Annotated in this window: 22 protein-coding genes and 1 pseudogene; 15 read left to right on the top strand and 8 right to left on the bottom strand. The window is 56.5% G+C overall.

Annotated elements, in window-relative coordinates:
• Nucleotides 1-33: 33 nt before the first annotated feature.
• The 4 genes and pseudogenes from F1C16_RS23195 to rsmA all read right to left on the bottom strand — a co-directional run.
• Nucleotides 34-789, bottom strand: a pseudogene (locus F1C16_RS23195) (HIT domain-containing protein); the annotation flags it as partial.
• 146 nt (nucleotides 790-935) lie between these two features.
• Nucleotides 936-1,409, bottom strand: a complete 474-nt coding sequence (gene greA, locus F1C16_RS05465) for a transcription elongation factor GreA (protein WP_185283340.1) — start codon at nucleotides 1,407-1,409, stop codon at nucleotides 936-938.
• A 144-nt stretch (nucleotides 1,410-1,553) separates the two neighbouring features.
• Complete coding sequence (locus tag F1C16_RS05460; protein ID WP_185283339.1) at nucleotides 1,554-2,504, bottom strand: NAD(P)-dependent oxidoreductase; 951 nt, start codon at nucleotides 2,502-2,504, stop codon at nucleotides 1,554-1,556.
• A 128-nt stretch (nucleotides 2,505-2,632) separates the two neighbouring features.
• A complete protein-coding gene (gene rsmA / locus F1C16_RS05455; protein ID WP_185283338.1) occupies nucleotides 2,633-3,418 on the bottom strand; it encodes a 16S rRNA (adenine(1518)-N(6)/adenine(1519)-N(6))-dimethyltransferase RsmA in 786 nt (261 codons plus the stop codon).
• Between the two features lie 132 nt (nucleotides 3,419-3,550).
• Here rsmA and F1C16_RS05450 point away from each other — a divergent pair, with 132 nt between their 5' ends.
• The 12 genes from F1C16_RS05450 to F1C16_RS05395 all read left to right on the top strand — a co-directional run bounded on the left by F1C16_RS05450 (nucleotide 3,551) and on the right by F1C16_RS05395 (nucleotide 16,197).
• Entirely contained in the window at nucleotides 3,551-5,002 is a 1,452-nt protein-coding gene (locus F1C16_RS05450) for a M17 family metallopeptidase (RefSeq protein WP_185283337.1), read from the top strand.
• Nucleotides 5,003-5,201: 199 nt separating this feature from the next.
• Entirely contained in the window at nucleotides 5,202-6,218 is a 1,017-nt protein-coding gene (pdxA, locus tag F1C16_RS05445; protein WP_185283336.1) for a 4-hydroxythreonine-4-phosphate dehydrogenase PdxA, read from the top strand.
• Between the two features lie 104 nt (nucleotides 6,219-6,322).
• Nucleotides 6,323-9,202, top strand: a complete 2,880-nt coding sequence (locus F1C16_RS05440; RefSeq protein ID WP_219733424.1) for a glycoside hydrolase family 2 TIM barrel-domain containing protein — start codon at nucleotides 6,323-6,325, stop codon at nucleotides 9,200-9,202.
• Nucleotides 9,203-9,471: 269 nt separating this feature from the next.
• Complete coding sequence (locus tag F1C16_RS05435) at nucleotides 9,472-9,819, top strand: helix-turn-helix transcriptional regulator (protein WP_185283335.1); 348 nt, start codon at nucleotides 9,472-9,474, stop codon at nucleotides 9,817-9,819.
• Nucleotides 9,820-9,895: 76 nt separating this feature from the next.
• Nucleotides 9,896-10,429 (top strand): DUF177 domain-containing protein, encoded by a 534-nt coding sequence (locus tag F1C16_RS05430; protein WP_185283334.1) that lies wholly within the window; start codon nucleotides 9,896-9,898, stop codon nucleotides 10,427-10,429.
• A gap of 48 nt (nucleotides 10,430-10,477) precedes the next feature.
• Nucleotides 10,478-10,702: a 50S ribosomal protein L32 gene (rpmF, locus tag F1C16_RS05425; RefSeq protein ID WP_185283333.1), complete on the top strand. Its 225-nt coding sequence runs from the start codon at nucleotides 10,478-10,480 to the stop codon at nucleotides 10,700-10,702.
• Between the two features lie 71 nt (nucleotides 10,703-10,773).
• Complete coding sequence (plsX, locus tag F1C16_RS05420; protein WP_185283332.1) at nucleotides 10,774-11,718, top strand: phosphate acyltransferase PlsX; 945 nt, start codon at nucleotides 10,774-10,776, stop codon at nucleotides 11,716-11,718.
• Nucleotides 11,719-11,776: 58 nt separating this feature from the next.
• Complete coding sequence (locus F1C16_RS05415) at nucleotides 11,777-12,781, top strand: beta-ketoacyl-ACP synthase III (protein WP_185283331.1); 1,005 nt, start codon at nucleotides 11,777-11,779, stop codon at nucleotides 12,779-12,781.
• A 125-nt stretch (nucleotides 12,782-12,906) separates the two neighbouring features.
• Complete coding sequence (efp, locus tag F1C16_RS05410) at nucleotides 12,907-13,470, top strand: elongation factor P (RefSeq protein WP_185283330.1); 564 nt, start codon at nucleotides 12,907-12,909, stop codon at nucleotides 13,468-13,470.
• A 30-nt stretch (nucleotides 13,471-13,500) separates the two neighbouring features.
• Complete coding sequence (gene accB, locus F1C16_RS05405; RefSeq protein WP_185283329.1) at nucleotides 13,501-14,001, top strand: acetyl-CoA carboxylase biotin carboxyl carrier protein; 501 nt, start codon at nucleotides 13,501-13,503, stop codon at nucleotides 13,999-14,001.
• Between the two features lie 121 nt (nucleotides 14,002-14,122).
• On the top strand, nucleotides 14,123-15,469 hold the full coding sequence (gene accC / locus F1C16_RS05400; RefSeq protein WP_185283328.1) for an acetyl-CoA carboxylase biotin carboxylase subunit: 1,347 nt from the start codon (nucleotides 14,123-14,125) through the stop codon (nucleotides 15,467-15,469).
• Between the two features lie 104 nt (nucleotides 15,470-15,573).
• On the top strand, nucleotides 15,574-16,197 hold the full coding sequence (locus F1C16_RS05395; RefSeq protein ID WP_185283327.1) for a Uma2 family endonuclease: 624 nt from the start codon (nucleotides 15,574-15,576) through the stop codon (nucleotides 16,195-16,197).
• Here F1C16_RS05395 and F1C16_RS05390 read toward each other — a convergent pair.
• A complete protein-coding gene (locus tag F1C16_RS05390) occupies nucleotides 16,194-16,766 on the bottom strand; it encodes a DUF3109 family protein (RefSeq protein WP_185283326.1) in 573 nt (190 codons plus the stop codon). The two genes, F1C16_RS05395 and F1C16_RS05390, sit on opposite strands and share 4 nt — an antisense overlap.
• A 114-nt stretch (nucleotides 16,767-16,880) precedes the next feature.
• On the bottom strand, nucleotides 16,881-18,044 hold the full coding sequence (locus F1C16_RS05385) for a glycosyltransferase family 4 protein (RefSeq protein WP_185283325.1): 1,164 nt from the start codon (nucleotides 18,042-18,044) through the stop codon (nucleotides 16,881-16,883).
• Between the two features lie 111 nt (nucleotides 18,045-18,155).
• Here F1C16_RS05385 and F1C16_RS05380 point away from each other — a divergent pair, with 111 nt between their 5' ends.
• From F1C16_RS05380 to murA, 3 genes are all read left to right on the top strand, one after another.
• On the top strand, nucleotides 18,156-20,411 hold the full coding sequence (locus F1C16_RS05380) for an ATP-dependent helicase (protein WP_185283324.1): 2,256 nt from the start codon (nucleotides 18,156-18,158) through the stop codon (nucleotides 20,409-20,411).
• Nucleotides 20,412-20,558: 147 nt separating this feature from the next.
• Nucleotides 20,559-21,254 carry a DUF4290 domain-containing protein gene (locus tag F1C16_RS05375; protein ID WP_185283323.1) on the top strand — a complete coding sequence of 232 codons (696 nt, stop codon included), beginning with the start codon at nucleotides 20,559-20,561 and terminating at the stop codon, nucleotides 21,252-21,254.
• A 117-nt stretch (nucleotides 21,255-21,371) separates the two neighbouring features.
• Nucleotides 21,372-22,676, top strand: a complete 1,305-nt coding sequence (gene murA / locus F1C16_RS05370) for a UDP-N-acetylglucosamine 1-carboxyvinyltransferase (RefSeq protein ID WP_185283322.1) — start codon at nucleotides 21,372-21,374, stop codon at nucleotides 22,674-22,676.
• Between the two features lie 76 nt (nucleotides 22,677-22,752).
• On the opposite strand, the gene F1C16_RS05365 is transcribed toward murA, so the two are convergent.
• Both F1C16_RS05365 and F1C16_RS05360 read right to left on the bottom strand, forming a co-directional pair.
• Entirely contained in the window at nucleotides 22,753-23,088 is a 336-nt protein-coding gene (locus F1C16_RS05365; protein WP_185283321.1) for a phage holin family protein, read from the bottom strand.
• Between the two features lie 95 nt (nucleotides 23,089-23,183).
• A complete protein-coding gene (locus F1C16_RS05360) occupies nucleotides 23,184-24,275 on the bottom strand; it encodes an agmatinase family protein (protein ID WP_185283320.1) in 1,092 nt (363 codons plus the stop codon).
• Between the last annotated feature and the right edge of the window lie 112 nt (nucleotides 24,276-24,387).

The raw sequence follows: 24,387 nt of genomic DNA, 5'->3' as shown, positions 1-24,387 counted from the left end.
GTATCGTCCAGCTCCTGTTTTCAAGAACATCTGCAACGCTTTGAAACGGTTGGCGGCCTCAACGGAGCCTTGGGGACCATTATCGGCCGTTTGCTGGCGCAGAAATACCGTTAGCTCTTGCGTCTGCACAGGCTCTTCAGATGGTGCGCCTACCAGTTCGCGCACGGTTTCCGGAGTCAGCTCGGCCTGGGGCGCGGGGTAACGCACGGCTTCCAAGGGCGCTTCGGTTTCGGCTACGTAGCGTAGGCCCTGTGTGAGTTGGCGCAACTGCGCGAAGGGGCCATCGTTATCGGAAGCAGGAGCCGCCGCAGCAACGTTGCTGCCCACAGTTTCGCGCTCGGCCTTGCTTTCCAAAGGCGGGGTGCCCGCTGTGCCTACCCCACCGGTATCGGTGGCAGGCACCTGGGCGGCAATGGCGGCGGCCAGCTCCCGCATGCGCTCCTCGGGTACTTTAATTTTGGGGTTGGCGAAGTTCATGTCCGCCACATGGTTCATCGGAATCAGGTGGATGTGCGCGTGGGGCACTTCCAGGCCAATTACGGCTACCCCAATGCGCTTGCACGGCACGGCGGCCCGCACGCCCTGGGCCACGCGTTGGGCAAACACGTGCAGCACCGCCAACTCCTGCGGGGGCAGGTCGAAAATATAGTCGATTTCCTTTTTCGGAATCACCAGCGTGTGGCCTTCCACTAGGGGCGTGATGTCAAGAAAAGCCAGGTGCGCGTCGTCTTCAGCTACTTTGTAAGCCGGTAGCTCGCCGGCTACGATACGGGAGAAAATAGAAGGCATGTGGTAGGGGCGCCTTGCAGGCGTCCGTGGTTAGGTAGAACGATGAGTGAGTATATAAATACGAAAAGGGAAAGCCAACGTCTGACCTCCCCTTCTCCCATGCTATGATGATGCGCTACCCCAGACCGGGCGCGTACAACGCATCCCTACCGCGAAATTTCCAGAATCTCGAATTGCAGCTTGCCAGCGGGCACGGTAATCTCGGCCGTATCGCCGGCCGACTTGCCTAGCAGGCCTTTACCGATGGGCGACTTCACGGAAATTTTGCCGGCCGCCAGGTTGGCTTCTTCCTCGGCTACCAGCGTGTAGTCGAGCACCATGCCGTTTTTCAGGTTTTTCAGCTTCACTTTGCTCATAATGAGCACTTTGCTGGTGTCGAGGTTGCTCTCGTCGAGCAGGCGGGCGTTGCCCACAATCTCTTCCAGCTTCGCAATCTTCAGCTCCAGCAAACCCTGTGCTTCTTTAGCGGCATCATATTCGGCGTTTTCACTCAGGTCACCCTTGTCGCGGGCTTCGCGCAGGTCGTCGGCAGCTTTAGCCCGACCACGAATTTTCAGGTCCTGCAACTCGTCTTTGAGTTTCTGCAAACCTTCGGGGGTATAATAATTAACAGTAGCCATGTCGGGTTGGTGGATTAGCTAAAAAACAAGGAGAACGGTCAGCAGCGCCGACCGTTCTCCGAAACAGGTTTCCTGCAAATATACACATTCGCCACAAACCAAGCACGAGCACCGGCCCGATCCGGTAGCAGCGGTGCAGCGCGTCTACCCTGCGTGCCGGCGCAGGAAATCGTGGATTTTGCGAGCTAAAACCTCATTGATGCGGTGGTAGGATTGGTACGTCCAGCCGCCGATGTGCGGCGTAAATAGCACGTTGGGGTCGGCTTCGAGCGTATCAAAGGTAGCGCGCTGGGTAGGCGTGAGGGTCGCTAGCTTTTCATTTTCAAGCACATCGAGCCCGGCACCGCGCACCTGGCCGGCAGCCAGTTGGCGCACCAAGGCGGCGTGGTCCAGCACCTCGCCGCGCGCTGTGTTCAGCAGCCAGATGGCGTTGCGGAATCCCGTCAGCATTTCCTCATTCACTACATGATGATTGGCCGCCGAATAGGGAATGTGCAAACTCAGCACCTCGGCCCGCTGTTGCAGTTCAGCCAATGAAACAAGGGTAGCAAACTGGTCGGGGGCGCAGTTGGGGTCGTGGTCGTATGCCAACACGGTGCAGCCGAAGCCCTCGAGGCGACGGGCAAACGCCTTGCCCATGTGGCCATAGCCAATCAGTCCGATTACTTTGCCACCTACCTCCTCGCCACGGTTGGCCTCGCGCCGCCACTGCCCGGCGCGCACCTCGCGGTCGGCCCGGCCAATGTTGCGCAACACGCTCAGCAGCAAGCCTACGGCAAACTCGCCCACGGCGTCCTGGTTGCCCTCGGGGGCATTCAGCAAGGTCACGTTGGCCGCGGCCAAGGCCTCTTCATCAATATTATCGACACCAGCGCCGGCGCGGGCTACCCAGCGCAGCGCCGGGCCGTGCGCCAGCAGCGCGGCGGTGATGCGCAGCTTGGAGCGCACCATCAGGCCATCATAATGATGCGCAGCCAGGGCGGCAGGCACTTCGGCGGCGGTAAGGTCGGGCCGGTAGTGAAGCTGCACCCCAATTTCTGCCAGCATGTCGGGCAGGCTGGGGTGCATTTCGTCGATGCAGAGACAGGTTTTCAAGTTAAGAATGAAGAGTAAGGATTAAAAGATAGGATGCGCTTTGAGAGAGTAGCGCCGTTTGTAAGCTTTGTCATCCTGAGCATGTGGCGCATCAAGCCAAATGCTTAGGATAACAGGTAAGGTAGGGTCTACTGCTTATGCTGTTCCACCCACTTCGTCAGTTCGACAAACTCCCCTACCCCTAGCTGCTCGGCGCGCTTGTCGAACACGGCATCCGTAGTAGCCTCGGCGGGCATACCGAAAGGCTTAAGGGCATTGCGCAGCGTTTTGCGACGAGTTTGAAAGGCTTGCTTCACTACCTGAAAAAACAGCTTTTCGTCGCAGCCCAGGTGCTCGATGGCGTTGCGGGTGAGGCGAATAACGGCCGACTGCACTTTGGGCGGCGGGTTGAACACGTGCGGCGGCACCGTGAACAGGTATTCAACTTCATAGAATGCCTGCAACAGCACGCTTAGGATACCATAGGTTTTGGATCCGGGTCCTTCGGCTAGGCGGTCGGCCACTTCCTTCTGTATCATCCCTACCACCTCGCGCACCTGCTGGCGGTGGGCCAGCACCTGGAAGAAAATCTGGCTGCTGATGTTGTAGGGAAAGTTGCCGATGATGCTCAGCGGCTCGCCGGGGAACAGCTCGTTGAGGTCCTGGCGCAGAAAGTCGGCGGAGATGATGCGGTCTTCCAGCGCCGGGAAGTGCTGCTGAAGGTAGACCACCGATTCGCGGTCAATTTCCACCACCGACGTGCGGTAAGCCGGGTTTTGCAGGAGCGTGCCGGTAAGTACGCCCATGCCGGGACCAATTTCGAGCACCTCGCGCACACCGTTGGGTAGGCGCAGCGCCTCCACGATGCGCCGGGCAATGTTGGGGTCGGCCAAAAAGTGTTGACCTAAGTGTTTTTTGGCTCTAACAGAATCCACGGGCAGGGCGTTTAGGGAAAAGGCCGGGCAAAGTGCCTACCTTGCGAATTGCCAAAGATACGCCCGAAACCGCCGTTTTGAGCGGCTCTGTTGTTCTCGCTTTCGACTTTCAGTACTTCTCCTACTGTCTTTATGTCCCTACAACTCACCTATGCGGCCACCGCGCCCGCTGCTGCCGACACCGTTTTCATCCTACCCGCCGGCACCACCACACTGCCCGATGCTGCCGCTACCGACCTACCCGAAGCGGCTCGACAGTACGTAGCCGACCAGCTCGCCGCCGATAGCAAGCTCATCAGCCTCAACCACTTCACGCACCAGCACTACTTCGTGGTGGCCGCCGATAAGGCTACCCCTGCCCTCGCGGCAGAGGTCCTGCGCAAAAGCGGCCACCAGCTGCACGCCCGCCTGAAAACCGACAAAGTAGCCGCACTCTACGTGCAGGACCTCACCTCCGACTCGGCCGGCGCCCTACCCCTGGCCGAGGGCATCGCCCTAAGTGCCTACCAGTTTGCAGGCTATAAGACCGATGAGAAGTCGCAGCAAGCCCCTACCCTGGCGCAGGTGTACCTCACCGGTTCAGCCTTCACGACTCAACTGGTCCAGGAGCTGCAAGCAGTAGTGGAGGGTGTGTTCCTGGCCCGCGACCTGGTGAACGCACCGTATAATAAGCTCAACGCTACGCAGTTTGCTGAACGCATGGCTGCGGCGGGCGAAGAAGCCGGCTTCCAGACCGAAATTCTGGATTTGGTGCGCATTGAAGCCTTGCGCATGGGCGGCTTGTTGGGCGTGAACCAAGGTTCGCCCGAGCCACCTACCTTCACCATTATGGAGTACAAGCCCGAAGGCGCTACCAACGCCAAGCCGTTTGTGCTGGTAGGCAAGGGCGTAGTGTACGACACGGGCGGCCTCAGCCTGAAGCCTACTCCCAACAGCATGGACATGATGAAGTGCGACATGGCCGGCGGCGCGGCCGTGGTGGGCACACTCTACGCCCTGGCCAAAAACCAGGTACCGCTGCACGTCATCGGCTTAGTGCCAGCCACCGACAACCGCCCCGGCGGCCCCGCCTTCGCCCCCGGCGACGTGCTGACCATGTACAGCGGCCTAACGGTGGAAGTGATGAACACCGATGCCGAAGGCCGCTTGATTCTGGCCGATGCGCTGGCCTTCGCCAAGAAATACAACCCCGCGTTGGTAATTGATATGGCGACCCTCACCGGGGCCGCCGCCCGCGCCATCGGCCAGGAGGGCATTGTAGGCATGGGCACCACCGACGACTACATGCCGCAACTCCAGCAGGCGGGCCGACGCGTGCATGAACGGGTAGTGGAGTTTCCGCTCTGGGAGGAGTACGCCGAGCACATCAAGTCCGACATTGCCGACATCAAGAACCTGGGCCGCGCCGAGGCGGGTGCCATTTCGGCGGGCAAGTTCCTGGAGCGCTTCGCCGAGGGCTACCCCTGGATTCACCTGGATATTGCCGCCCCCGCCTACCTCATGGCGCCCGACAGCTACCGTGGCAAAGGAGGTACTGGCACCACCGTGCGCCTGCTCTACGATTTCCTGAAAATGCAGGCGTAAGCGGCTTTCTAGTAGTTAGTCGTTGAAAATCGTCTGTCATCCTGAGCTTGCGAAGGACCTTCTCACGCGTGAACGACAGGCGTAACAACGACTCGTCCTAACGTGAGAAGGTTCTTCGCTCCGCTCAGGATGACAGACGATTTTCAGACATTAACCCACTGAAATCAACAACCCACAACTTCACAACTTCACCATTTCCATGAGCCACCTCCCCCGCATCGGCATTTCCGTTGGCGATTTGGCCGGCATCGGGCCGGAAATTATCTATAAGACCTTCCTCGACGCGCGTTTGCTGAAGTATTGCACGCCTGTGGTGTATGGCATGGCTACGTCGCTATTCGACGATTTTCCGGTAGATGAGCAGGTAGGACCGCTCACGTTCCGGCAGGTGCGCTCGGCCGCTGATATCGACCCCGGCAAGCTCAACGCCGTGACGTGCTGGGAAGAAGACTTCGTGCTCACGCCCGGCCAGCCTACCCAGGCCAGCGGCGCAGCCGCTCGCGAGTCGCTGCTAGCCGCCTGCCGCGACCTGAAAGACGGCCTGCTCGATGGCATCGTGACGGCGCCCATCAGCAAGGAGAATACGCAGTCCGACGAGTTTCGCTACCCCGGCCACACCGAGTTTCTAACTAGCTTCTTCGGGGCCTCCGAGAGCCTGATGCTGCTGGCCAGCGACGACCTACGCGTGGCTACCCTCACGGGGCATATCCCATTGAAAGATGTGGCTACCCGCGTCACGCCCGAGCTGTTGCGCACTAAGCTGCAAATCCTGCTGAACTCGTTGCGGCAGGATTTCGGGATTGAAAAACCGCGCGTGGCCGTGCTGGGTTTGAATCCGCACGCCGGCGAAAACGGCCTGCTGGGCACGGAGGAAGGCAAAATCGTAACGCCCGTTATTCAGCAATTTTTGCAGGAAGGACACCTCGTGTACGGCCCCTACCCTGCCGATGGCTATTTCGGCACCGGGCAGTATCACCAGTTTGATGCTACCCTGGCACTGTATCACGACCAAGGCTTGATTCCGTTTAAAACGCTTGCCTTCGAGCGGGGCGTGAACTACACGGCGGGCCTACCCATCGTGCGCACCTCGCCCGACCACGGCACGGCCTACGGCCTGGCCGGCCAGTTCCGCGCCGACCCTACCTCCTTCCGCGAAGCCTTATATATGGCTTGCGACCTGGTGCGCCAGCGCGCCGGTCAGGTAGTGGTGTGGTAGCCGCCGCCAGATACAGGACACTACCGGATAGTTTGTGCCCGGCTTAGTAGGTACTTTACCTACCAAGCCGGGCACGGCCTTTTCCTCCCACTTACTATTCTATAGTGAAGCTCCTTCCCTTTTTGCTGCTGATCCTCGGCGGATTCTGCGCCCAGCCAGCCCTAGCCCAATCGGGTGTTCCGCAAAAGCAGGTACAGTACCTTTCGGGGCGCGACAACCGCCCCATCGTGCAGTGGGACTTCTACTGCACTGGCGGCCGCAAAAGCGGTTTCTGGACTAAAATTGCGGTGCCCTCGTGCTGGGAGCAGCAGGGCTTTGGCGCCTATAACTACGGCCGCGACTACAAAACCTACGGCAAGAACTTTCGCTTTGCCGATGAGCAGGGCAAGTACAAGCACACGTTTCGGGTACCGGCCAGCTGGCAGCAGAAGCGGGTATTTATTGTGTTTGAGGGCTCGGTGACCGATACCGAGGTCAACATCAACGGGCAGTTGGCCGGCCCCATCCACCAAGGCGCGTTCTACGAGTTCAAATACGACATCACCGACAAGTTGCGCTCCAATGGTCAGGACAACCTGCTGGAAGTGACGGTGAGTAAGATGTCGGCGAACCAGTCGGTGAACAACGCCGAGCGATTGGCCGACTACTGGGTATTCGGCGGTATTTTCCGGTCCGTGTACTTGGAGGCCTACCCACAGCAGTTCATCACCCGCACCTCGGTTGACGGGCAGGCCGATGGACGCTTCGGAATGCAGGCCTACCTGCGCAACGCGCCGGCCAACACTCAGGTACAGGCCGAAATCCTCGACGCGGCGGGCAAAGTCGTAGGCACAGCGCAGGCCACCACAGCCGCCAACGACACCGTGGTGACGCTGCGTACCACCGTGCGCACACCCCAGCAGTGGACTTCCGAAACGCCCACCCTCTACCACGTGCGCACCAGCTTGAAATCGAACGGCAACACGCTGTACCAAACCACAGACAAGTTCGGGTTTCGGACCATCGAAATCCGGCGGGGCAAGGGCATCTTCGTGAATGGCACGCAGGTAAAGCTCAAGGGCACCAACCGCCACAGCTGGTGGCCCGAAACCGGCCGCACCCTCAACGACTCCATCCAGCTGGCCGACGTGCGCCTCATTAAGCAAATGAATATGAACGCCGTGCGCATGTCGCACTACCCGCCCGACGTGAAGTTTCTGGACCTTTGCGATTCGCTGGGTCTCTACGTGCTCGACGAGCTGGCCGGCTGGCAAAAGGCCTACAGCATCAAGGCCGGCGCGCCGCTGGTGCGCGAAATGGTGACGCGCGACGCCAACCACCCCAGTATTATCTTCTGGAGCAATGGCAACGAAGGCGGCACTAATAAGGAGCTAGACGACGATTATGCACTCTACGACTTCTCCCGCCGCGCCGTCATCCACGCCCACCACCGTCCCGGTAACCAGCACAACGGCATCGACACCAACCACTACGAGAACTATTACAGCACTGAGAAAATCCTTCAAGACTCGCTCATCTACATGCCCACCGAGTTTCTGCACTCCCAGGATGATGGCGGCGGTGGCACCGCCCTGGCCGATTTCTGGGAGCTACACCGGAAGTCACAACGCTCGGGCGGGGGCTTTCTGTGGGCGCTGGTAGACGAGGGCATCGTGCGCACCGACCAGCGCGGCATCATCGACGTGAACGGGGTGAATGCACCTGACGGCGTGGTAGGGCCGCACCGCGAGAAGGAAGGCAGCTTCTACGCCATTCGGGACATTTATTCACCTGTTAAAATCAACCTGACGGAGCTACCAGCCAAGTTCAAGGGCACGGTACCGGTGGAAAACCGCTACCATTTCCTGAACCTGAATCAGTGCGCGTTTCGGTGGGAGCTGGTGAATTTTCGTAAGCCCACCGACCCGTTTACGGGTTACATCAGTCAGCAGAAAGGCACTGCTAAAAGCTCTGCCGTAGCTCCGCTGGCCACTGGTCAGCTCAAGCTGGACCTGCCCAAAAACTGGCAGCAGTACGACGCGCTAGTGCTTTCGGCCTACGACCCACAGCAGAACCTGGTGCAGCGCTGGACCTGGAAAACCGGCTCCAACACGCAGTTGCTCAGCGGTGTGCTCTCTACCCCCGCCAAAGGTGCGGTACAAGTAGCCGAAACCGACTCGACCCTGATGCTGACGGCCAGCAACATTAGCGTAACCTTCAACAAAACTAATGGCCACATTACGGGCATCAAGGGTAATAATGGCTCCACGCTTTCCTTTGCCAACGGCCCGGTGATGGTGAGCGGCAAGGCGGCCTTCACTAGCCTCACGCACCGCACTGAGGCCGACGGCGAGGTAGTGGAAGCCCGTTACACCGGCGACCTGAATACCGTACGCTGGAAAATGCAAGGCTCTGGCTGGTTGCAGCTCGACTACGAATACGCCCTACCTGCCGGCGACTATTCGTTTGAAGGCGTGAGTTTCACCTACCCCGAAAACTACGTGCTAGGGGCCAAATGGCTGGGCAAAGGCCCCTACCGCGTCTGGAAAAACCGCTTGCAGGGCGTCGGCCTCAACGTGTGGGAAAACCCCTACAATGACACCCAAACCGGTGCCGCGCCCTGGATTTATCCTGAGTTTAAGGGCTATTTTGCCGATGTAGTGTGGCTGGAGATGAACACCGTAGAAGGCAAGTTCCTGGTTGCCAGTCCCGACCCTGGCCTCTACGTGCGCCGCTTCGAGTTCTATGGGCTGTCGGGCGTGAAGTCGTTTCCGGCCCTACCCGTTGGCAACTTGTCGTTTCTGGATGCCATTCCGCCGCTGGGCACCAAGCTGGCCCTCAACATCGACACTAACACCCCGAACCTTGGCCCAAGTGGCGAGCTGAACCACGTACGCGCCGGCGACGCGCCGAAGAAACGTACGCTCCACTTCTACTTCGGCCTACCCCAGACGGATAGTAAACCCCAATCCTACACGGCGCCGGTAAAGGACGATCTGTTTTAACCGTATGGAGCAACCACGTCACGGCACTTATGGCGTTGGGGTTGTTTAAAAGCCCTGAAGCCATACTACTGAGTAGATAAATTCAACGCTTTTCTCGATTTACAAATACCTTTTTACACACATAACTTTTCGCACAACATGTTGTTCCATAGCACACTATCATCTACACGAGCTTTATAAAATCTTTCCAAAATCGAAACTTTATTTCACGTCTGAAATTTATTAACGACCTTTGCACCAGCTTTTAAAACCGGTTGCTCTTCAGTCGCATGACGCTTTCCACTCCAGCTCAATATCGCCAGGCGCTGCGCCGTTTGGATGCCTTGCTGGCGGTGGCAGATGCGGGGGAGGAAACGCAGGCACTGGTAACGGCACTGGCGCAGTACGAAACCCGACTGCAACACCTGCCCAGCCTACCCGTCACGCTGGCCGAAATGATTGAGCTGAAGCGCCAGCATTTGCAGCTCAAGCAAAAGGAATTGGCTCAGTTGCTGGAGGTGCCGGCCGGCCGCTTGTCGCAGATTTTGAGCGGCAAGCGACGCGTGACGTTGGACTTGGCCAAAAAGCTTTATGAACGCCTGGGCATCAGTCCGGAATTTATTCTGAAAACTGCCTAAGCCTTTTCCGCGTCTGCCCGCACTTTCACAAACCGCGGAAATCTTTCTACTTTTGCCCCCTGCTATTCAGTCGACCGTGAAAAAAGACTCTCAATTTGACCTCAACATCGCCAAACTGGCGGATAAAATGCATCACTATGCATTTGAGTTGGGGCCGGACTTCTTCGCCCGATTTGATCAGCAATTGATTCAGGAAGGCAACCTGCACGTGGATCTGGACTTGCTCAAGACGGACCGCCTGATGACCCTCGACTTTCACATCAAAGGTACCGTGCAGGTCACCTGCGACCGAAGCCTAGATGATTTCGATCAGCCGATTGACGTGCAACGGCAGCTCTTGGTGCGCTTCGGCGACACCTACGCTGAGCTGGACGAGGACGTACTGCAAATTACGTCCGACACGCAAGTGCTACCCATTGCGCAGCACCTATTTGATTATATCGGTTTGGCTATTCCGATGAAGAAGCTGCACCCGCGCTTCCAGAACGAGCCCGACGAAAATCCTGATGCCGACAGCAAACTCATCTTCACGACTCGCACCGAGGGCGAAGATGACGATGACGACGACTACACTGACCCCCGCTGGAACGCATTGCGCAACCTGAATTAGCGCTTGGTCATTCAACATTTAACACTCAACATTTAACATTTCAATACCATGGCTCATCCTAAGCGCCGCACCTCCTCCGCCGTACGTGACAAACGCCGTACCCACTACAAACTGACTCCTAAAGCTGTAACGGCTTGCCAAACCACTGGCGAACTGCACCTGCGTCACAAGGCCTACGTGGTAGACGGCGACCTGTACCTGAACGGTAAGGTAGCTATCAAGGACTACGCTCCGGTAGCATCGGCTGCGGCTCCGACCGAAGACGAAGAGTAGTCCCCGCTACCCCTCGCTGCTGGCCCCTCCCGGCCGATTAACCTGACCTTTGACTTCCTTAACACCCGTTCATGAAGATAGCCCTGGACGCAATGGGGGGCGATTTCGCTCCCCAGGCTGCCGTCGATGGTGCCGTGCTAGCCGCGCAGAAACTAGCCGGTAAAGCTCAAGTTGTGCTCATCGGCCAGGAGGAGGCTGTACGGCCGCTGCTCCAGCAACATGGAGCAGCGGCCGATAGCCTGGCTTTCATCCCCGCTACACAGGTAATTGCCATGGGCGAGCACCCTGCAAAAGCCTACCAGCAAAAGCAGGATTCGAGCATTGCCGTAGGCTACCGGATGCTACACAGTGGTGAGGTAGACGCATTCTGCTCGGCGGGTAGTACTGGCGCCATGCTAGTTGGTGCCATGTTCAGTGTGAAGGCAGTACCTGGTGTATTGCGCCCGGCTATTGCCAACTTTGTTCCGAAGCTGCACGGTGGCTATGGCATCTTTCTGGACGTAGGCGCCAATGCCGAGTGCAAACCCGAGATGTTGGAGCAGTTTGGCGAGTTAGGTTCGCTCTACGCACAATATGTATTAGGCATTGCTACCCCCAAGGTAGGCCTGATGAATTTGGGTGAGGAAGAAGGCAAGGGCACTGCTCTGCTGCAAGCCGCTCATCAATTGCTGAAAGTCAATCCGCATATCCACTTCATTGGCAATATCGAAGGGCGCGACCTGTTCAACGACAAGGCGGACGTGGTAGTATGCGATGGCTATACCGGTAACGTGATGCTGAAAATGGCCGAGTCGATTTATGATATTCTGGTTGAGCGTCATACCATCGTAGATCCGTTCTTCGAAAAGTTTAACTACGAAGCCGCTGGCGGTAGCCCTATCCTAGGCATCAACGACAATGCGATTATCGGCCACGGTGTAAGCACACCCACCGCCATTTGTAGCATGCTGGTGCAAGGCTATCAAATGGCCGAATCCGGTATTTCTGACCAAATCAAAGCTACCTTTAAGTCTTAGTGACGTTAGTCCGGCTCCGGCCGGACTTTGTGTTACCGCGCTTCTCTCTCCCCCAAAGATGAAGATAACTGCCGCCATTACCGGAGTAGGGTCCTACGTACCCGACTACGTGCTTACCAATCAAGAACTTGAAACTCTGGTAGATACTACCGATGAGTGGATCGTAAGCCGAACGGGAATCAAGGAGCGGCATATTCTGAAAGGCGAAAACCAGGGCACGTCGGTGATGGCTATCAAAGCCGTAGAACAGCTGCTTGCCAAAACTGGTACGCGTGCCGAGGAGATTGATCTACTGATTTGCGCTACTACTACGCCGGACCTGGTTTTTCCGGCCACTGCCAACATTATTTCGGCAGCCATTGGCACCACCAAAGCATTTAGCTTTGACATGCAAGCTGCGTGCTCAGGCTTTTTGTATGCCCTCACCACGGGCGCACAGTTCATCCAGTCTGGCACCTACAAAAAAGTAGTGGTAGTAGGGGCGGATAAAATGTCGAGCATCATCGACTATACGGACCGTTCTACCTGCATCATTTTTGGCGACGGCGCCGGCGCCGTATTGCTGGAGCCTACTACCGACGGCCTGGGCCTACTCGACCACGAGCTGTGCTCTGACGGCCGCGGCGAGCAGCACCTGCACCAAAAAGCCGGTGGCTCACGCCGTCCGCCCTCTGCCGAAACGGTGGCCAACCGTGAGCATTTCGTCTACCAGGAAGGCGCGGCTGTCTTTAAGTTTGCCGTGAAAAACATGGCCGACGTAGCCGCTCAGGTAGCCGACCGCAACCACCTCTCTGCCGACGACATCGCTTGGCTTGTGCCGCACCAAGCCAACAAGCGCATCATCGACGCTACGGCTCAGCGTGTGGGCATCGGCCCTGAGAAAGTGATGCTTACCATTCAAAAGTACGGCAACACTACCAACGCCACCATCCCGCTTTGCTTGGCCGACTACGAGCAGCAGCTCCGCAAAGGCGACAACCTCATTTTTGCGGCCTTCGGGGGTGGCTTCACTTGGGGCGCGCTCTATGTGAAATGGGCATACGACAGCGCTTCGCGCAATTAAGAATTACTAATTAGGAAGTATAAGATTGACCGTTTCAACAGGTTTTCACCCCATAATAGCGACCAATTTCACGTCCTGATTTTTTCAATTCTTAATTTTAAATTCCTAATTCCTAATTAAGAGAAATGGCTACTACCGCAGACTTCCGCAACGGGCTCGTGCTGAACTACAACGGCGACCTGCACGTCATCACTGAATTTCAGCACGTGAAACCCGGTAAAGGACCGGCTTTCGTGCGTACTAAAATGCGCAACATCAAAACCGGCAAAACGCTAGATAACACGTTTAATGCCGGGGTGAAGGTGGAAACCGCCCGTGTGGAGCAGCGCCCGCATCAGTACCTGTTTCAGGACGACTACGGCTACACTTTCATGGACAATGTTTCGTTTGAGCAGGTAGTGCTGCCCGAGGCTATGGTACCCTTTGCCGATTTGATGAAGGAAGGCCAGGAGGTAACCATCCTGTTCCACGCCGAAACCGAGCAGCCTCTCACGGCCGAACTGCCCACCACTGTAGACTTAGTAGTAACGTACACCGAGCCCGGTTTGCGCGGTGATACGGCTACCAACACCCTCAAGCCCGCCACTGTAGAAACGGGCGCCCGCATTCAAGTGCCGCTATTTATTGATACCGACACCAAAATCCGCATCAAGACCAGCGACTACAGCTACGTCGAGCGGGTTAAGTAATTCTGCCAGCAACTCCACTCTACCGTGCTCATGAAAGCCAAAGAACTACAAGACCTAATCGACTTCATCGCCAAATCGGGCCTGAACAAAGTCAACATTGAAACCGAGGAATTTAAAATCTCGGTTCAGCGCGAGCCTAGCTACAAGCCGGTGATTAGCAGCGCAGCCCCTGCTCCGGCGCCAGCAGCTCCGGCTGCCCCTGCTCCGGCAGCAGCCCTACCCGCCGCTCCTGCTCCAACTGCAACGACCCCGCCAGCTCCAGCCTCAGAACCCGCATCCGCGGCTGGCAACTACCAGCCGTTGAAAGCGCCGATGATTGGCACCTTCTACCGTAGCAGCAGCCCCGAATCACCCGTATTTGTGCAGGTAGGCGATTTGGTAGAGAAAGGCCAAGTGATCTGCATCATCGAAGCCATGAAGTTGTTCAACGAGATTGAAGCCGAGCAGGCAGGCCGCGTGGTGAAGATTATGGTTGACAACGCTACCCCCGTTGAATACGACCAGCCGCTGTTCCTGATTGAGCCGATGTAATTTGTTGGGGTCTTGGGGTCTTGGGGACGTAGGGTCTTGGTTTGTTGCCAGCTCTACGTCCGCAAGACCCTTTCCTTTTTCTACTAAGACCCCAAGCTCCTAAGACCCCAAGACCCCACTCATGTTTAAGAAAATCCTCATTGCGAACCGGGGCGAAATTGCCCTGCGGATTATTCGCACCTGTAAGGAAATGGGTATCAAGACGGTAGCCGTGTACTCGACTGCCGATAAAGACAGCTTGCACGTGCGTTTCGCCGACGAAGCTGTGTGCATCGGGCCGCCTGCTTCGTCGCTGTCCTACCTGAATATTCCGAGCCTGATTGCGGCCGCTGAGATTACCAACGCCGATGCTATTCACCCTGGCTACGGCTTCTTGTCGGAAAACGCGGAATTCTCGCGCATCTGCCAGGAAAACGGCATCAAGTTCATCGGGGCCTCGCCCGAGATGATCAACCAGATGGGTGACAAGGCATCGGCCAAAGCCACGATGCTGAAGGCCGGCGTACCTTGCATTCCGGGCTCCGTGGGCCTGCTCGACTCGCTAGAACAGGGCAAGAAGGTAGCTACCAAAATTAAGTACCCCGTTATCCTGAAAGCTACGGCCGGCGGCGGTGGCCGCGGTATGCGCATCATCAACTCGGAAGAGGAGTTTGAGAAGGCTTGGAACGACGCCCGCACGGAGGCCAAAGCGGCCTTCGGCAATGACGGGGTGTACCTGGAGAAGTTCGTAGAAGAGCCCCGTCACATCGAGATTCAGGTGATTGGCGACCAGTACGGACACACCAGCCACCTCTCGGAGCGCGACTGCTCCATTCAGCGCCGCCACCAGAAGCTGGTGGAGGAAGCGCCTTCGCCCTTTATGACCGACGAGCTACGCGAGCGGATGGGCAAAGCTGCCGTAGCTGGAGCTTCGGCTATTGGCTACGAGGGGGTAGGGACCATTGAGTTCCTCGTAGACAAAAACCGAGATTTCTACTTCATGGAAATGAACACCCGCATTCAGGTGGAGCACCCCGTGACGGAGGAAATCATCAACTACGACCTCATCAAGGAGCAAATCAAGGTAGCCGCTGGCATCTCGATTACGGGTAATAATTACTACCCTCAGATGCACGCCATGGAGTGTCGCATCAATGCCGAGGACCCCACGAATGGCTTCCGCCCGTCACCCGGCAAAATCACGACGCTGCACATCCCTGGCGGCCACGGTGTGCGCGTGGATACGCACGTATACGCAGGCTACACTATTCCACCCAACTACGACTCGATGATTGCCAAACTCATCACCACGGCTCAAACCCGCGAGGAGTGCATCGTGAAGATGAAGCGTGCTCTCTCTGAGTTTGTGGTAGAAGGCGTAAAAACGACCATCCCATTTCACTTGGCCTTAATGGACAATCAAAATTTCCGGGATGGTGATTTTACCACCAAGTTCTTGGAAACGTCGTTTGACTTTTCGACGCTGTAAGCCGTTTTAAGACGATGCAAGCAACACAAAGAAGCGCTGGGGATAGCCCTGGAGCTTCTTTGTGTTTAATCTTGTTATTTTACTAAGTATAAATACACTACCCTATGCCAACCCAGCCTGACTATACGCGCCGCTACACGGTGGAGGAATACTTTGCATTAGAAGAGGCGTCGGATATCCGGCACGAGTACTACCACGGCGATATTTTTCCGTTGGATACGCCTGAAAACAAAGTAGGCGGTACAAAGAGACATAATTTAATTATTCAGAACTGTGTAGTGGCTCTACGCGGAGCATTGCGCGGCCGAGGATGCTCCGTCTTTGCTGAAAACGTACGGGTAGCCGTGGATGAAAACCAGCATTATAACTACCCAGATGTAGTGGTCAGTTGTGCCCCTAACGATGCTGATCCACGGACTGTGCATCAACCAGTGCTTATCATTGAAGTACTTTCAACTTCTACAGAGGCGCGCGACAGAGGCTGGAAGTTTCAACAATACCAGCAGATTCCTTCGCTTCAGCACTACGTGCTTATTTCACAGAGACGCCGGCTTGTGGAATACTACACACGTCATGCAGATGGAAACTGGTTGCTGACTTCTGCAAGAGATTTACAGCAGAAGATTACGCTGTCAGCTCTCGATATCCAGGTTTCGCTGGCCGTTATCTATGAGGATATCGAAACCGGACCGGATGAAGACTCGCCTTTACTTCGCCTACCGGATTAATCCTGCGCACTACTCTCAATCTCCTGCACCAGTTCGCCGTACCACGCCTCACCGTACTTCCGAATTAACGGCTCTTTCAGAAACTGGTACACGCGCACGCCTAGCTCGCCCCCAAAGGCACAGGCCGGATTACAAATGCCCCACCGGTCGTAATTCAGTGCCTCAAAATCTTCGTACTTGCTGATACGAATAGGGTAGAGATGGCAGCTAATGGGCTTTTTGAACGTGGTAGCGCCCGCTAGGTAGGCCTGCTCAATACCACATTTCAGGATGCCGCGCTCGTCGTAGAGGGCGTAGGCGCACTCCCGGTCGTTGATAGTGGTAGTGCTGAAATCGCCTTCCCAATCCTTGATGTAGAGACCTTGTTGCTCAATGGCATCGCGGCCAGCTTCGGTGAGGTAGGGCTTGATGGCCTCGTATTCTTGCTCCAGAATTCGCAGTTCGTTTTCCTCCAGGGGGGCGCCCAGGTCGCCCTCTACGCAGCAGGCACCCTTGCAAGCTTCTAGGTTGCACACGAAAAAGTTGTCGCGCACATCGTCGGAAATGACGGTATTCTGAATGATGATCATAGCGTAGGTTTCTGCTGAGGTTCGCAGAGATAGTATAATGTGCAAACAGCTCCTGAGTGGCGCGTTGTCACGCAAAGCAAAACGCAAAGATAACCATTCGTTGGCGGCTTTAGGTTACAACAACTGATACAGAATATCCTCCGTTAGTGCGCATTGCTGGTGGTGCGAGTAGGTACGTATGGCCGTTTGTTGGGCCCGCAGGCCCATTTCCTTCGCCTGTGCCGGTTGTTGCAGGCACCAGCCCACTGCGGTTAGCCACGCTTGCGTATCACCAAGCGGGTAGAGAATACCTGTCTCGTCGTTCACCAGAATTTCGGGGGTACCGCCTGCTTCTGTTGCCACGATGGGTAGGCCGGCGGCCATGGCCTCAATGGTAACCATCCCGTATGTTTCGTTGACAGAGGCCACCAAAAACACGTCGAGGGCGCAGTAGGCAATCTGGGGCTGATCTGTGAAATCACGAATGTGCACGTAAGGCGTCAGCTCTAACTCCCTTATTCGATCTAGCACTGTTGCTCGGTAGTGGCTGGCGGGCTGATTATTTTTGGTCGCTTCTCCTACCAGCACCAAGTGCAACTCTTGCTCTGGAAACTGCCGCCGCAACTGGTGAAAGGCTTCCACTACAAACTGCTGCCCCTTTCCTTCGTCGAAACGGCCAATTAGGCCAAGCAGTTGGCCCGTGGCGGTTAGTTGCAACTGCTGCCGCGCTTGCTGCGGGGTGAGGCCCGGATGCAGGAAACAGTCCAGTTCAATCCCGAGTGGCACCACGTGCACACGGCGCATATCCATGCGGGTCTTCTCCCCTACTTGCTGGGCCAGGCCAGGCAACGGGGTAAGCCAGGCATCCAATGCACGGTAGCGCAGTGTGTGGATCAAATCGCGCTTGGCGAGGCCTAGCTGCATGTGTTGCTGATACACCAACCGCACGTGCGGCGCCAGCCACCGTTTGCAGAGCACCGCCAAAGGCAGGTCCTGATTTTGCGTAACGATAAGTACGCGCGCGCCGTGCCTCCGCAACGCTGTGCGCAACCGCCAGGCAGCGGGAACATCTACGACGCGCAGGGGGTTGGACAAGTAGCAAATAGGCACTCCCTGCCGCTGTGCCTGTGCCGCTAGTGGCGAACCGGCCAACCCGATAAGCTCCACGGGCCAACCACGTTCGAGCAACCAGCCGGCTAGCTTAACGGTGTTGATTTCCAGACCGCCCCAGCTGGCCGAAAGACACAGAATGGTCAGCGGAACCGGTGTGGAAGCATTGGCAAGACCAGCAGCAGACATAGGGTAGAAAGGCAATGACACAAGCGAAAAAGAACCGCAAAGATACTTCGTTTCGTCTGCCGCCCGCAAAGCCGTATCTTTGCTAACCCGCCAAAACGCTTAGCTTTTCGCATGGCCTTAGATTATCTTTCTTTACTGAACCCTTCGCAGGGCGCCGCGGTGATGCAGACCGAGGGCCCGTGCATGATTATAGCCGGCGCCGGTTCCGGTAAGACGCGCGTATTGACGTATCGCATCGCCAACCTGCTCGAAAAAGGTGTTGATTCGTTTAACATTTTAGCCCTCACCTTCACCAACAAAGCGGCCCGCGAGATGCGCGCCCGTATTGAGAAGGTGGTAGGCCCCGAGGCTAAAAACCTCTGGATGGGCACGTTTCACAGTATTTTCGCCCGCATTCTGCGCTCCGAGGCCGACAAGATGGGCTTTCCGCGCAGCTTCACCATCTATGACACCCAGGACTCCAAAACCCTGGTAGGGCAGATTTTGAAGGAGCTGGAGCTGGACGACAAGCTCTACAAGCCAGGCATGGTGCTGGGCCGAATTTCGGCCGCCAAAAACAAGCTGATTTCGGTGCAGCAGTACCTCAACGACCCAGCCATCCGGGCCGACGACGAGGCAGCGTTGCGGCCCAAGATTGGCGTGATCTACCAACAATACCAGCAGCGCTGCTTCAAGGCCGGTGCCATGGACTTCGACGACTTGCTCTACCAGACCAACGTCCTGTTCAAAGACCACCCCGATGTGCTGAATAAGTACCAGAACATCTTCAAGTATGTGATGGTCGACGAGTATCAGGACACCAACTACTCACAGTACCTCATCACGCGCAAGCTATCGGCCAAGGACCGCAATATTTGCGTGGTAGGCGACGATGCGCAAAGTATTTACGCCTTCCGAGGCGCTGATATTCAGAACATTCTGAATTTCGAGAAAGATTACCCTGAGTTGCAGGTGTTCAAGCTGGAGCAGAATTACCGCTCCACTAAAAACATTGTGCGGGCGGCCAACTCCGTTATCAAAAACAACCAAGCCCAACTGCGCAAGGACGTTTTCTCGGATAACGAGGAGGGTACGCTGATTGAAGTACTGAAAGCTGCTTCTGACAATGAGGAAGGCAAGCTGGTGGCGCAAAGCATCTACGAAGACAAGATGAACCAGCATCTGTCCTATGACGATTTTGCCATCCTGTACCGCACCAATGCCCAGAGCCGCGCCATGGAAGAATCCCTGCGCAAGCTCAACATCAAGTACAAGATTGTGGGTGGCTTGAGCTTCTACCAGCGCAAGGAAATCAAGGACTTGGTGGCCTACCTGCGCCTCACGGTGAACCCCAACGACGAGCAGGCCCTGCGCCGCGTGATTAACTACCCCAAGCGCGGCATTGGCGATACGACTATTGCCAAGCTGGTGGAAGCGGCCGAGCAGAGCAACCACTCCTTGTGGGAGGTGGTGAGCAATGCCGACCAATTCTTACCTGCGCGCGTGTCTAATCCGGTGGTGGGATTCGGGGAGAAAATCAAGGAGTACACTGCCAAAGCGGCCATCCACGATGCCTACGAAGCCGCCAAGCAGATTGCCAAGGAGTCGGGCATGATTGAGGAATTGTACGCCGATAAAAGCATTGAGGGCCTGTCGCGCTACGAGAACATTCAGGAATTGCTGAACGGGATTAAAGCGTTTGTGGAAGACCCCGAGCGCGAGGAAAAGTCGCTGGGCGCGTTTTTGCAGGACATTGCACTGGTGACGGATGCCGATACCAAGGACGCGCAGGCTGAGGGCGAACAGGTGACGCTGATGACGATTCACTCAGCCAAGGGTTTGGAGTTTCGCAACGTGTACATCGTGGGTATGGAGGAAAACCTATTTCCCAGCCAGATGATGATTACCTCGCGGGCCGATCTGGAAGAAGAGCGCCGCCTATTTTATGTGGCCATCACGCGGGCCGAGAAAAAGCTCACGCTCAGCTACGCTACTTCACGCTACCAGTGGGGTAACCTGCGCAGCTGCGAGAAAAGCCGCTTCCTGGATGAAATCGACCCACAGTTTGTTGACTTCAAGTTTGCCGCTACGCCGGCCGGACCGGGCGCGGGCGAGTCGCCGTTTGGGCATGTGTTTGAGCGCCGTTCCAATCTGGTGCCACCTGCTCCACGTAAGACTGTCGCTACTAAATACGTAACGCCTTCCGATTTCAAGCCCTCTGACACCAGCAGCCTGCAAACAGGCCAACGTGTAGAACATCCTAAATTCGGCTTCGGCACCGTAGCCAAGCTCGAAAAGCAGGATGGTACTACCAAGGCAACCATCAAGTTTGAGGAGGTAGGCGAAAAAACGCTACTCCTGAGTTTCGCGAAGCTGCGAGTGCATTGAGGAAATGTTGAGTTGAAAACTCAATACTTCCCTACCGTATATTTAACCTCGAATTGCACTAAACCGGAGTAGGGCATTTCTTGACTAGCGCACGGCAACCGCTGTGCGCTAGGTGTATCTCCTACCCTCCGGTTGTTTTCTTTCCTCATGACTATCCCTACTGAACATAATTTGCTGGTGCGCGAGTACGGCCAAAGCACCTACGAGCTGGTGCAGCAGCTGAGCACCATCGAAGACCGCGACGAGCGCACCCGCCGCGCCCAGCAGCTTGTGCAACTGATGCTGCGCCTGCAACCCAGCTTGCGCGACCAGCAAGACGTGCAGCAAAAGCTCTGGAACCACCTCTACATTATGGCCGGTGAGGACCTGGACGTGGACGCGCCCGTAACCATGCAGGGCACCCTCAACCAAGCCAAGCCTGCTCGCGTCCCCTACCCTGCCAAAGCCCCCAAGCTCAAAACCTATGGCCGCGGCGTGGAACTGATGATTGAGCAGGCGTCCGAGTTGGAAGACCCGGCGGAACGCGAACAGGCCACCATCACCATCGGGCGGACCATGAAGTTTTTGTACCGTTCCTACAACAAGGAAAACGCCAAAGACGTGACCATCCTGAAGCACCTGAAAGAGCTGTCGGGAGGTAAGCTCACGCTCGACCCGGCGCAGGTAGACGCGCAGAATCTCTTTGAGTTTGCGACCAACGGCCGGCCAGCGCCTTTCATCGTGCCGCAGCCCCGCAACGACCGCAACGACCGGCGCGGTAGTTCCGGCAACAACAACCGCCGCGATAAACAGCGCGGCCGCGGTAAAAAAGGCCGTCAGGAGCCGCAACAACCGCCGCAGTAAGCTTTATTGTTAGCTGTTGGCTAATGGTAGTTAGCTGTTAGCTTTGTTCCCTCAATTTCTCTCCCAACGCCTTGAAAAGCTGATAGCCGACCGCTATCAGCTACTAGCTCCTAAAAAATGGCATCTTTTGAAGTAATCGGCGGCCAGCCCCTCAAGGGCGAAATCATCCCCCAGGGCGCCAAAAATGAGGCGCTCCAGATTTTGTGCGCTGTGCTGCTCACCGCCGAGCCGGTCACCATCAGCAATATTCCCGATATCCGCGACGTGAACAAGCTCATTGAGCTGCTACGCGACATGGGTGTGAAGGTGGGCAAGATTGGCGTCGACACCTACGTATTTCAGGCCGACGACGTGCATTTAGACTACCTCGATACGGAAGCCTTTGTGGCCCAGGGTAGGGCGCTGCGCGGCTCGGTGATGATTCTGGGGCCGATGTTAGCTCGTTTCGGCAAGTGCCAGCTCCCACGCCCCGGCGGCGACAAAATTGGCCGCCGTCCGCTAGACACGCACTTCGTGGGCCTCGAAAAACTGGGTGGTAAGCTCACACTGGAAGGCAACGACTTCTACCGCATCAGCACCGACGGCAAGCTACAAGGCACCTACATGTTGCTGGATGAGGCCTCCGTAACGGGTACCGCCAACCTCGTGATGGCGGCCGTGCTGGCCGAGGGCACTACCACCATTTACAACGCCGCGTGCGAGCCCTACCTCCAGCAACTATGCAAAATGCTGGTACGCATGGGTGCCAAAATCAACGGCATCGGCTCCAACCTGCTCACTATAGAAGGTGTGGAAAGCCTTGGCGGCACCGAGCACCGCATGCTACCCGACATGATTGAAATCGGCTCGTTCATCGGGTTGGCGGCCATGACGGGCTCCGAAATCACCATCAAGAACTGCCAGATTGCGGAGTTGGGTCTGATTCCGGATACGTTCCGCAAGCTGGGCATTCAATTGGAATTTCGGGATGATGACATTTACATTCCGGCCCAGGACCACTACGAAATCAATACTTACCTTGATGGTAGCATCCTGACCATCTCGGACCACACCTGGCCTGGCCTCACACCCGATCTGCTCAGCATCATTCTGGTAGTAGCTACCCAAGCCAAAGGCACGGTGCTGATTCACCAGAAAATGTTTGAGTCGCGCTTGTTCTTCGTAGACAAGCTGATCGACATGGGCGCGCAGATTATCCTCTGCGACCCGCACCGCGCCACCGTTATCGGGCTGGATAAGCGCACGCGCCTGCACGGCATCAGCATGACTTCGCCCGACATCCGGGCTGGGGTAGCGCTGCTCATTGCTGCGCTATCGGCTGAGGGCCGCAGCGTGATTGAGAACGTGGAGCAAATTGACCGCGGCTACCAGCACATCGACAAGCGCCTGACGGCGCTGGGCGCGCAGCTGCGGCGGCTGTAAGTATATAGCGCTAAGCCAAAGAAAAAGCCGGTTGCTCTGTATGAGCAGCCGGCTTTTTCTTTGGCTTAATTGATAGTTAGTCAACTACCTTGTCTACAACCGTAGTTACCAACGACAGCACAATGCTGAATAGCAGCGCCGCGAAGAAACCACTGATTTCAAAGCCGCTCAGCAGATAGCTGGCTAGCATGATGATCAGGGCATTGATAACCAGCAAGAACAAGCCCAGAGTGATGATGGTGATGGGTAGGCCAATGAGTTGCAGAATTGGCTTCACAAACGCGTTGAGTAGTGCCAGCACGATAACCAGCCAAATAGCCGAGCCGAACCCATCGATGTGCGCGCCGGGCAGGAACGAGGCCAGTAAGTACGTCAGAATAGCCGTAAGCAGGAGTTTGAGTATGAATCCCATGATTGGAGAGGGTTGGGGAGAGAAAAAAGACCAGCCTGCAACCGCAGGCTGGTCCATTCATACGCAAATACAGCATTAGCGTTCGGCTATATAACCTATTCGGCTTTGCGCGCTTTCAAACGGCCCTGCGATACGGCCATCCAGTTGCACAGATTGTAGAGTAGTCGAGCACCTACAATGGCATTCCATTCGGTGTCGCCGGGGGCTACTTCGTTCAGGTCGAAACCAATGATTTCGCGGCCCGAGCGCACAATTTGCCGCACCAGATATACGGCTTCCTCAAACTCCAATCCGCCGGGTACGGGCGTGCCGGTACCGGGGCACAGCTTGGGGTCCAGCCCATCAATATCAAAGCTGATGTATACTTTTTGAGGTAGCTGCGCGATGATTTTGCCGCACTGCTTTTTCCACGATTTCTTGGCGTACATCTCATCGCGCAGAAAACGGTTGTGGAACATTACCACGCGCCCGCCCGATTGGTCGATGGTTTCGGCCTCCTGCTGGCACAAATCACGGATGCCTACCTGCACCAGCTTCTTCACCTGCGGCAGTTGCAGAGCGTTGTGCATAATGGAAGCGTGCGAATACGTGAACCCCTCGTAGGCGGGACGCAGGTCGCAATGCGCGTCGATTTGCAGGATACCGAACTCCTGGTGGCGCTCGGCTAGGGCGTGTAGGTAGCCTAGCGGCGTACTATGGTCACCGCCTAGCACGACCACGGCTTTGCCAGCGTCGAGATGGGCGCCGCTCTTATTTTTCAGCCACATGAGCAGTTCCTGGCCACGTTGGCTGATGGCGTTGGCTGTGCCGGCAAAACGCGTTGCATCGGCGGCGGGTTGGCCCGCCTCCAGCCAGCCGATGTAGCTGGCGGCCTGCTCGCGTAGGGTACGACTTTCCTGAGCCCAGTGCTCATCTACTTCCTCCATCGCCAGACCCAGGCGCCACGCATCCGGAATATCTGGGTCATAGAGGTCTACTTGCAATGAGGCGTCGCGGATAGCTTCGGGGGCTTCGGCGGTACCAGCACGGTAGGAAACAGTGACTTCCCACGGCACGGGCACAATTACCATTTGAGCTTCCTCCACCGTGAAGGGTAGGCCATACACCCCGCCCGCCGTGTCACCAAGTGCATTGGGGTCGAAGTTAGCCAGCTTTTGTTCCAGCGAAGAATCAGCGGAATATTCCATGAAAAAGCGGTAAAAAAACGAATGAAAACAAAACGCCAGCTACCGTCCGGCTGAGTACGCTAGTAGTCAACCAAACAATAGCCAGCGCGAAAATACTTCGCAAACGGCGTAC

The sequence above is a fragment of the Hymenobacter sp. NBH84 genome (assembly GCF_014217645.1).
GTDB classification, from domain to species: Bacteria; Bacteroidota; Bacteroidia; order Cytophagales; family Hymenobacteraceae; genus Hymenobacter; species Hymenobacter profundi.
This window is presented reverse-complemented; position numbering and strand designations above follow the sequence as displayed.

Bases quoted from the DNA above. Each gene is read 5' to 3' on its own strand.
- accB (WP_185283329.1), top strand. From the start codon at position 13,501: ATGAAAGCCAAAGAACTACAAGACCTAATCGACTTCATCGCCAAATCG.
- efp (WP_185283330.1), top strand. From the start codon at position 12,907: ATGGCTACTACCGCAGACTTCCGCAACGGGCTCGTGCTGAACTACAAC.
- F1C16_RS05385 (WP_185283325.1), bottom strand. From the start codon at position 18,044: ATGTCTGCTGCTGGTCTTGCCAATGCTTCCACACCGGTTCCGCTGACC.
- pdxA (WP_185283336.1), top strand. From the start codon at position 5,202: ATGAGCCACCTCCCCCGCATCGGCATTTCCGTTGGCGATTTGGCCGGC.
- F1C16_RS05375 (WP_185283323.1), top strand. From the start codon at position 20,559: ATGACTATCCCTACTGAACATAATTTGCTGGTGCGCGAGTACGGCCAA.
- F1C16_RS05365 (WP_185283321.1), bottom strand. From the start codon at position 23,088: ATGGGATTCATACTCAAACTCCTGCTTACGGCTATTCTGACGTACTTA.
- F1C16_RS05390 (WP_185283326.1), bottom strand. From the start codon at position 16,766: ATGATCATCATTCAGAATACCGTCATTTCCGACGATGTGCGCGACAAC.
- rpmF (WP_185283333.1), top strand. From the start codon at position 10,478: ATGGCTCATCCTAAGCGCCGCACCTCCTCCGCCGTACGTGACAAACGC.
- F1C16_RS05360 (WP_185283320.1), bottom strand. From the start codon at position 24,275: ATGGAATATTCCGCTGATTCTTCGCTGGAACAAAAGCTGGCTAACTTC.
- greA (WP_185283340.1), bottom strand. From the start codon at position 1,409: ATGGCTACTGTTAATTATTATACCCCCGAAGGTTTGCAGAAACTCAAA.
- F1C16_RS05450 (WP_185283337.1), top strand. From the start codon at position 3,551: ATGTCCCTACAACTCACCTATGCGGCCACCGCGCCCGCTGCTGCCGAC.
- F1C16_RS05435 (WP_185283335.1), top strand. From the start codon at position 9,472: ATGACGCTTTCCACTCCAGCTCAATATCGCCAGGCGCTGCGCCGTTTG.
- murA (WP_185283322.1), top strand. From the start codon at position 21,372: ATGGCATCTTTTGAAGTAATCGGCGGCCAGCCCCTCAAGGGCGAAATC.
- accC (WP_185283328.1), top strand. From the start codon at position 14,123: ATGTTTAAGAAAATCCTCATTGCGAACCGGGGCGAAATTGCCCTGCGG.
- F1C16_RS05380 (WP_185283324.1), top strand. From the start codon at position 18,156: ATGGCCTTAGATTATCTTTCTTTACTGAACCCTTCGCAGGGCGCCGCG.
- plsX (WP_185283332.1), top strand. From the start codon at position 10,774: ATGAAGATAGCCCTGGACGCAATGGGGGGCGATTTCGCTCCCCAGGCT.
- F1C16_RS05395 (WP_185283327.1), top strand. From the start codon at position 15,574: ATGCCAACCCAGCCTGACTATACGCGCCGCTACACGGTGGAGGAATAC.
- F1C16_RS05415 (WP_185283331.1), top strand. From the start codon at position 11,777: ATGAAGATAACTGCCGCCATTACCGGAGTAGGGTCCTACGTACCCGAC.